Origin of the sequence: Pseudomonas sp. 43(2021), assembly GCF_017490805.1 — a bacterium.
GTDB lineage: Bacteria > Pseudomonadota > Gammaproteobacteria > Pseudomonadales > Pseudomonadaceae > Aquipseudomonas.
On record NZ_JAFGYJ010000573.1, the window covers coordinates 1 to 434 of the forward strand.

A 434-nucleotide genomic window follows, 5' to 3' on the forward strand; every position below is an offset into this window, starting at 1 on the left:
GCGTCTTCCAGCTGACGCAGGCTGCGACCACGCAGGCGCCTGGACTGCTGCGGGCGGATGCACAGGGCGGCGCTGGGCAGGCGTGCCACCGGCTGCGCGCCGCTGCCGATCATGCCCAAGGCCTCGGTTACTGCGACGTGCCAGCGCTCACCGAGCACGGCGGCCAGCGCCGGGGCGAGGCGTTCGGCCTGGCTGCGGATCTCCGCCTGCGGGCGGCTGAGCAGGCGCAGGCTGGTGAGGCGCTCGGCCAGGCGGTCGGGGTCGCGATAGAGGTTGAGCACCGCCTCCAGCGCGGCGAGGGTCAGCTTGTCGACGCGCAGGGCGCGCTTGAGCGGGTTCTTCTTGATCTTCTGGATTAGCGCCTTGCTGCCGACGATCAGCCCGGCCTGCGGGCCGCCGAGCAGCTTGTCGCCGCTGAAGGTAACGATGTCGGC

At 71.9% G+C, this 434-nt stretch carries 1 pseudogene; it reads right to left on the reverse strand.

Features of this window, described 5'->3' with window-relative positions:
* Nucleotides 1-434: pseudogene (locus J5M71_RS28760) on the reverse strand (selenocysteinyl-tRNA(Sec) synthase); the annotation flags it as partial.